Below are 7,045 nucleotides of genomic sequence, written 5' to 3'. Positions count from 1 at the left end.
TTACAGCGCGGGAAGGGGGTCGGGTTGGTTGTCGGTGCCGAGGAGGAGTACGTGGTGCCCGACGGCCTCGGCGACGCCGTCCATGACCTTTTCGATGTTGAAGCGTAGCCGGATGCGTCCGGCCCCTTCGCCGTTGGTTTCAAGGTCCTGTTCCAGCTGGTCGTCGAGGCGGTCCAGGGCGGCCTCGGCCGCGGGGTAGTCGGCCAGGTCGCGGGCGAGGACCTGGCGGGTGGCGGTGTCGCGGAGCTGATAGCTGGGCATCGGGGCTGGTCCTCCGGCTGGTCGGGGTGATCAGGTGGTGGGGTCGGCAAGCCTGCGTGCCGCGTTCACCGCGCGCGACCAGACATCGGGGCTGCCGCCGTGCTCGCGGGCGAGGGAGGCGGCAAGCCCGCGGACGTCGCCGCGCTCGCGCAGGGCGGCCAGGGCGATGTCCGCCCGCCGGTCGGCTTCCGAGCGGGACGGCGCGGCCGCGGGCGTGGGGAGGTGCTCGAGGGTGTTGCGCACGACGTACTCCCAGGACCTCTGCGGCCCTCCGTACTGCACGCTGAGCTCCGCGGCCAGCCCCGGGTGGTAGCCGTCGCGCTCGATCGCCTCGGCGGCGTACTGCTCGGCGAGCTGCGTGGCCGAGAGCTCCTCGCGGGTGTAGGGGCTCAGCTCGGCCGCGAGCGCCTCCTCGAGGGCGGACGGACGGCCGACAGCGGCGTCGTCCTGCGGCCCGGGACGGCGGCCGGCCTTGCCGAGCTTGTCCCCGGTGCGCTTGCGGTCGAAGTCCTGCAGGTCGCCGACGCGGAAGGCCTGGATCATGCGGCCGGTGGGACCCTCGACCTCGCCGACGGAGTCCGGGAAGTAGCCGGGGTTCGCCTGCTGGTACTTGCGGATCACCGAGGCCCCGCTGAAGTTCAGCAGCGCGGCGGCCTTGTTGATGGAGACGACGTCCTTCGGGTTGAGCTTGTGCAGCTCGGGGTCGGCCTTGAGGACCTTGCTTGCCTTGTCCTGCTGGAACCACGTGTAGAAGTTGCGGAACTGCTGCTCGTCGTAGAAGTCGGTCCCGTCGATCCGCTCCTTCTCCGGGTGGCGGTGCTCCTTGGGCTGCTCGTCGCGCACCTTGTACCAGCGGGCCGCGGAACCGACGCTGGCGCCGGTGAACTCGCGGATCCAGTCGCGGTTCACCACGGCGCGGCCGCCGACGAGGCGACGCTGCGGGTTCAGGGCCTTGGTCATTGCACTCTCCGGTTCTGGCTGCGGCCCTATACTTTGGGCCTGCTCCTCTTTGTTCCTCCGGCGCTCACGCGCCGGCGGGCGAGTCGAGTTGGTGAAGGTGGTCGGCGGGACGTTCGGCCGGGGTTGCCGCCCTGGGCCGACACCCCCTTGGGGGTGCCTTCCGCCGCCCACCGCTTTTGACGCTAAGTTCGCGTAATCAATATGACGCTCTTGGTGGGTGGCTGTCAATCTCGCCGGCACAGTGAGCGTGTCACGACCGGCTGCTGCCGTACGCGACCCACTCCTTCTCGAAGTGCGGCACCTGCTTGTCCCGGACGTGGAACGGTGCGGTGACCATCAGCTCCGTCCGTTGTCCGTTTCAGGTGCAGCCACATTCGCCGCGGTGGGTTCACCGGTCCGTTGTGCTGGGCTCTGACGGGAGGCGGCATCCGCTGGTTGGGTGAGGTGGTGCTGCAGTTCGAGGTGGCGGAACTGATAGACGGCTCCGGCTTGGCGGAGTACGGAACGGCGCCCGTGGGCGTCGGCCAGGAACTCCGTGAGGTGGAACGGGAGATTGTGGCGGACAGCGAGGTAGACGCGGGTGAGGGTGTAGGGCCAGCAGGCGGTGCGGCTGATGGCGGCGGCCAGGCCCACGGCGAGTCCGCACACGGCGAGGGCCAAGCAATATGCCCCAGATCGGGCTGCCGGGGGAAGGGGGGAGAGGATGTGGGTGCCGTCGGGCGGGACAAGGAAGCTGGAGAACGGGTCGCCGGTGATCAGGACGGCGAGCGCGTTAGGCGCAGCGAGCGCGAGTCCTGCGAAGGGGGCGGTGAGCAGGACGAGGTGACGGAAGGTCGCGCGGTCCTGGCGCAGGAGGAAACCGGGCGCTGAGGCAGTGGCCGCGTCGGCGGGGCGGGCCCGCACCGCCGCGGCCAGGCCGAGGCCGAGCCCGTCCAGCGCGGAGTACAGGACGTAGCTGGTGGGCCCGTCGACGAGGGAGTATTGGCCGCCCGCGAGAACTGCGGCAGGGTAATCCATGAGGAGCAGCGCCATTCCGAAGGCGGGGCCGGCGGCCAGCCCGACGGCGATGACGCGTGGGTCGAAGGACCAGCGCAGTCGGGTGGCTGGGGCAGGAAGGTAGGTGTCCGGACGGCTGGCAGCGGATCCGAGAAGGCCGCCAGCGGTGGCATAGACAGCGGCGTTGACCAGGGCAACGGACCAGGCGGTAACGGCGCCGAGCCAGGCGCAGGGGAACCACAGGGCCAGCCCGGCCGCCAGGCCGCGCAGGCACATTCCCCAGTCCCAGGACCAGGGAGCCGCTGTATGTGAAGAGTTGCACGAGCGGGCAGTTCGGGCACCAACCAGACTTCCGATCAGGCCGGCAGCGAATCCGAAGGCGAGCCCGCCGACCGGAACGTAATCCGAGGGGAAGCGCGGCCCCGCCTGGGCGGGATCGACTATCCAGAACGCTAGCGTGCTGGCGGCCGTGGAGGTCGTCCCGGCGGTCATCGCCGCGCTGACGTCACAGGCCAGCCCGGCAGCCATACCGGCGATCAACGCCGAAGGCGCTCCCACCACCCACCAGAGGTGTGTGTCGCCGGTCAGGCTAGTACGGACGTAGGCGGCCAGCAGTGCGGTGGTCCAGGAAACCAGCCCGAGGAGCACGCCGGTGGTGTGGGCCACTAGACGGCGCGGCACTGCAGAGCGCAGTCGCCACCAGGCTAGATCGGTGCTGCCGCCGTCGAGACGGCACAGGTGGGCCGCCAGGAAGCGCAGGGTGCGCACCGCGGTGCGGGTGCTCCAGCGGCAGGAGCGGCGGGGGTGCGGCCGGTAGGCAGCGGGGACGGATGCGCCCAGCAGGTGCCGCTCCACGTCGCGGCGCTCGGGCAGGCGGGCGCGGTCGCACAGCTCGGCCGGATCCGGCAGGGCCGTAAGGTCCTCACCAGGACGGGAGTTATAGACAGCGGTGGCCAGTGACAGCATCAGCGGTGTGGACAGAGCGGCCGCCACCGGTGATCGCGCTGGGCCGTCGAATTGCTCCAGCACCGGCCGCCAGCGGGCTTCGGCGGTCCCTTCCAAGTCTCCAGTGCCTCGCACGAGATAGTCGGCGACCGTCTGCCGGCCCAGGGGACACAGTTCCACCGCTGCGGCGGTCGCCAGCCGGACCGGGAGCCGGCCGACGGAGCCTGCCGTATCAAGGTAGGCGTCCCTGCGGCTGGAGAGCACCACGGCTTGCCCCGGCGGCAGTGCTTCGTTGATCCCGTCGAGCGCCAGCGCCCTGGTCCGCGGGGGCAATTCATCGAACCCGTCCAGCAGCGGCAGCACCAGGCCCGCCTCGGTCAACGCCCGCGCGGATGCATCGCGTCCGTCGGGCACTGCCTCGGCACGGCCCAGCATCGGGTAGTCACGAGCGAGCTGTTGGGCCAGCCATTCCCCAAATGGCAGCGTGGCGGGGTCCCAGGACGCCAACGGCAGCAGCACCGGAACTGGCCCTCCCTCGGCCCGTGCCTCCACCAAACCCAGGAGCAGCCGGATCAGTAGTACGGTCTTGCCGGATCCCGGCTCTCCCAGAACCGTCAGGCGGCGGGTCGGGATGAGCCGCAGGAATACATCGGTGATCTCCCCATCTCGCCCCGCCAGCCCTGCCGGTTCCTGCGCCCAATCCTCCGGGTTCCCGGGCGGGCCTCCCGGCCATCCGCGGGCCGTGCGCTGTATCAGCTCCCAGGGCTCGCTTAACGCCGCTCCTTCGGCGGGGCACCAGGAGACGGCCAGCGCATACGGGACAGTGACCCGTCGCGCCGCCAGTTCGGCCGCCCACTGCCCACGCACTTCAGTGGCCAGCCAGTCTGCTGCCGCGGCGAGATCGGGTCCGGCCGCGTAATGCGTCACGCTGGTGTTGCGGAAGGTCGCCCACGACAGGTATATCCCGCCCACCGTCGGCAGCAATGCCATGACCGTGGCTGCCACCGGCAACCCGAAGCGCCAGCTCACCCACACTGCCCCGGCCATGCCGGTCGACGTCAGCGACAGATACAACCATCCGTCACGTCGGCGTCTGGCCGCTGCTGATCCGCCCGTCCCCCTGATCGCCATACCTCCGCTTCCTACCGGCCGTCCCAGCCGACGACCTTTGAGCAGCGAGGGCTTCACTCGAACGAGGGGCGGCTCCCGGCTCGCGTCGGCGCACCTCACCCTGCCCTGGAACTCGGCACCAGCTCATGCCGAAGTCCGCACCCGCACAAGAGATGCCGTAGGTCGGAGAGGCGGGCTCGAACTCGGTCATGGTGCAGGCCTCCAATGCGGGCAGTCGGCGCGGGCTTATGGGGCGGTCAGCGGGTGATGCGGGCGCGGGCGCGGTCGGCCTGGGCGCGGTCGGCCTGGGCGTGGACGGCATCGGCGTGCGCGGCGGCGCGGATCTTGTCGGCCCAGTTGGCGGCGCGCTGTGTCAGGTCGGCGAGGCGTACGAAGGAGGTGTCCTGGTGTTGGCGGGCACGGTCCATGAGGCGGGCGTGCTCGGCGGTGAGTTCCTCGGCGGCGTACGCGGCGATCGCTTCGGCGCCGTGGCGGCGGGTGACACGCCCGAACGGGCAGGCGCCCTCCTCCTGCTCGATGACGGCGAGGTCGCAGGCGGGCCAGCCGGTCTCCTCATCGCGCGGGCCGAGCTGGATATCGAGGACGCAGACCGTGTCCGGGTCGTGCAGCCCGTCGGCCTGATAGCGGATGTGCGGCCGGGGCACGAGGGGGCCGGTGGGGCGTTCGGTGTGCGCGCGCCACAGTTCGGGGGAGGGGTCCTCCTGGTCCTGGTGGAGGCGGTGAAGGTAGGAGACCAGGGCGGGCAGCTGCCAGGCGGGCGAGCCGAACGGCGCGGCCGGCATGGCGAGTCCGGCCCGGGCGATGAGCCCGGTGTGGTTGCTGACGGCGGCCTGGGTGACGAACAGAGGGGCGTGGAGGCGGAGTTCGGAGCGGAGCATGGTGAGGCCTTCCGGGCGGCGCGCAGCGGGAGACTGAAGGGAGCGGGAGGAGTGCCGGGGCCGGGGCCGGGACCGGCCGGTCCCGGCCCCGGCCCCGGGTCAGGACGCGTCCTCGGAGTCCTCGGCGCTGTCGCCGTCCGGGGTGCCCTCGGCGGCCTGCTCGTCGGCCGCGCCTTCCTCGCGCTCCTGGAAGGGCTCGTTGTCGACCACGGCCTGTTCGACGCCGGAGAGCGGGTAGCCGAGCTCGGCCAGGAACGTCAGCCACGTGCGGGCGTCCGCGCGGATTTCGCGCAGCTCGTAGACGGCGGACTGGGCGGTGCGGTCGGTGCGCCAGGTCCGGGTCTCGCCCATCCGCTTCTCGAACGTCGCGGCCAGTACCGCGAAGTTCAGCAGGGTGAGCTTGGCCGGGGGCGCCGTCCTGGCGCGCTCGGCGGGCTGGTCGTAGCCGGTCAGCTCCTGGATGACGTTGCGGCGGCCGACGTCCCCCGACCACTGGGCCACCGGCTTGGGGCAGGTCAGGAGCTGCTCGGTGACGAACGCGGCGAGCGGTTTGGGTGCGGTCTTGCGGCCGATCAGGTCCTTCAGCCACGCCAGCCGGGCTTTCTCGGCGGCGCGGTAGGCCTTGTTGCCCGCCTTGGCGTACTCGCGCGACGGCTCCGACGGCTTGGCCTCCGCTGCCGCCTCGGCCTTGGCACGTCCCTGTCGCCGTCCGTCTCCGGCTCGTCCTCCTGGGGCGGACGGTGGCCGAAGTGGTCCGGGTCGGTGCAGAAGTAGTCCACCTCGCCGGGCTCGCGGGGGTTCTCCGCCCAGGTCGCCACGTGGCCGGGGCAGGCGGCGTGCGCCTCGGCGCTCATGGGCTCGCCGCCTGGGCCGTCCAGCTCGGCGAGCAGCTCGGCGGTCGGCGGGAGCGTGTCGGAGTCCTCGGCCAGCCGCACCCCGGCCTCCTGCAGCTGCGGGCGGACCGTGGCGCGAGCCTGCTGCTCTTCGCGGTCGTCGCGCTCCCACTGCACCTGGAACTCGAAGCGACCGGCACGGTGGGCCTCCAGCAGCCGGTCTACGGCGTCGCCGTCGTCGTCGAACTCGCCCAGCACACCGAGCACTTCGAGGTCGAGGTCGTACGTACCGGCTTTGGTGAGCACCGAACGGGTCCGCTCGCCGACCGTCTTGGCGGTCCTGACCGCGCGGGAGACCTTGGTGCGGGACCGGCCGGTGAGCTCGGCGACCCTGGTCTGCTTCATGCCCGCGCCGACCGCACCGAACAGGGCGTCGGCCTGCTCCAGTTCGGTCAGGCCCTGGCGGTAGGCGTCGTCGTTCTCGATGAGCTGGTCGATGAAGTCCTCACCGGCCTCCCTCAGGGAGGGGTCGAGCACGTACGCGGGGACCTCGATTGCGTCCTGTTCCTCCTCGGTCTCCTTGGTGGCCCGGGCGGCGAAGTAGCGCCGGTGGCCCATCTTCAGCTCGTACGCGTGCGTGTCGTTGTCGAGCGGGAGGACCACGACGGGGACCTTCACGCCGTTGGCTGCGATGGACTTGAGGAACTTCTCGTCGAGGCTGAGGTTCTGGCGGACGTTGTTCTCGTTGACGCGGATCTGGCCGAGCTGCAGGGTGACCCGCTGCAGCGGTGTTGTTGTCGCGGTGTCGCTCACGTGTGCTCCTTGTGCGATCGGTTGGCGTCGAGCAAGTTGCCGCTTGCTCATGAAATCAATTATACGCCATTCTGGCTGTGGGGTAACACCCTTTTTCCCGGGAGGAGTTGGGTAACCGTGCTGGTCAGGGGCGCCGTCCTGTCTGGACGTGCCGGAGGGCGTTGAAGAACGACGCATGGCGTGCGATGTGGTCCGTCGAGAGGGCGGGGTACAGCCCGGGGCTGCGGC

General features: G+C 70.9%; 6 protein-coding genes. All 6 read right to left on the bottom strand.

Translation table 11 applies throughout. From position 1 onward, the window contains the following. Entirely contained in the window at window positions 1–261 is a 261-nt protein-coding gene (locus IG08_RS0146375; protein ID WP_030618524.1) for a hypothetical protein, read from the bottom strand. Window positions 262–291: 30 nt separating this feature from the next. Next, a complete protein-coding gene (locus IG08_RS0146370; RefSeq protein WP_030618522.1) occupies window positions 292–1,221 on the bottom strand; it encodes a hypothetical protein in 930 nt (309 codons plus the stop codon). Between the two features lie 336 nt (window positions 1,222–1,557). Further along, entirely contained in the window at window positions 1,558–4,209 is a 2,652-nt protein-coding gene (locus IG08_RS55105; RefSeq protein ID WP_052425190.1) for an NACHT domain-containing protein, read from the bottom strand. Between the two features lie 320 nt (window positions 4,210–4,529). After that, the gene (locus tag IG08_RS0146355; RefSeq protein WP_030618518.1) at window positions 4,530–5,171 is read right to left on the bottom strand and encodes a hypothetical protein; all 642 of its coding nucleotides are present in this window, start codon (window positions 5,169–5,171) and stop codon (window positions 4,530–4,532) included. A gap of 99 nt (window positions 5,172–5,270) precedes the next feature. Beyond that, entirely contained in the window at window positions 5,271–5,672 is a 402-nt protein-coding gene (locus IG08_RS0146350) for a hypothetical protein (protein ID WP_030618517.1), read from the bottom strand. An 80-nt stretch (window positions 5,673–5,752) separates the two neighbouring features. Beyond that, window positions 5,753–6,817 carry a ParB/RepB/Spo0J family partition protein gene (locus tag IG08_RS0146345; protein ID WP_030618515.1) on the bottom strand — a complete coding sequence of 355 codons (1,065 nt, stop codon included), beginning with the start codon at window positions 6,815–6,817 and terminating at the stop codon, window positions 5,753–5,755. Between the last annotated feature and the right edge of the window lie 228 nt (window positions 6,818–7,045).

Source organism: Streptomyces fulvoviolaceus (assembly GCF_000718165.1).
Lineage (GTDB): Bacteria > Actinomycetota > Actinomycetes > Streptomycetales > Streptomycetaceae > Streptomyces > Streptomyces fulvoviolaceus.
The sequence above is the reverse complement of the archived record's forward strand: the minus strand, read 5'-3'. Positions and strand labels throughout refer to the sequence as shown.

Bases quoted from the DNA above. Each gene is read 5' to 3' on its own strand.
- IG08_RS0146375 (WP_030618524.1), bottom strand. From the start codon at position 261: ATGCCCAGCTATCAGCTCCGCGACACCGCCACCCGCCAGGTCCTCGCC.
- IG08_RS0146370 (WP_030618522.1), bottom strand. From the start codon at position 1,221: ATGACCAAGGCCCTGAACCCGCAGCGTCGCCTCGTCGGCGGCCGCGCC.
- IG08_RS55105 (WP_052425190.1), bottom strand. From the start codon at position 4,209: ATGGCCGGGGCAGTGTGGGTGAGCTGGCGCTTCGGGTTGCCGGTGGCA.
- IG08_RS0146355 (WP_030618518.1), bottom strand. From the start codon at position 5,171: ATGCTCCGCTCCGAACTCCGCCTCCACGCCCCTCTGTTCGTCACCCAG.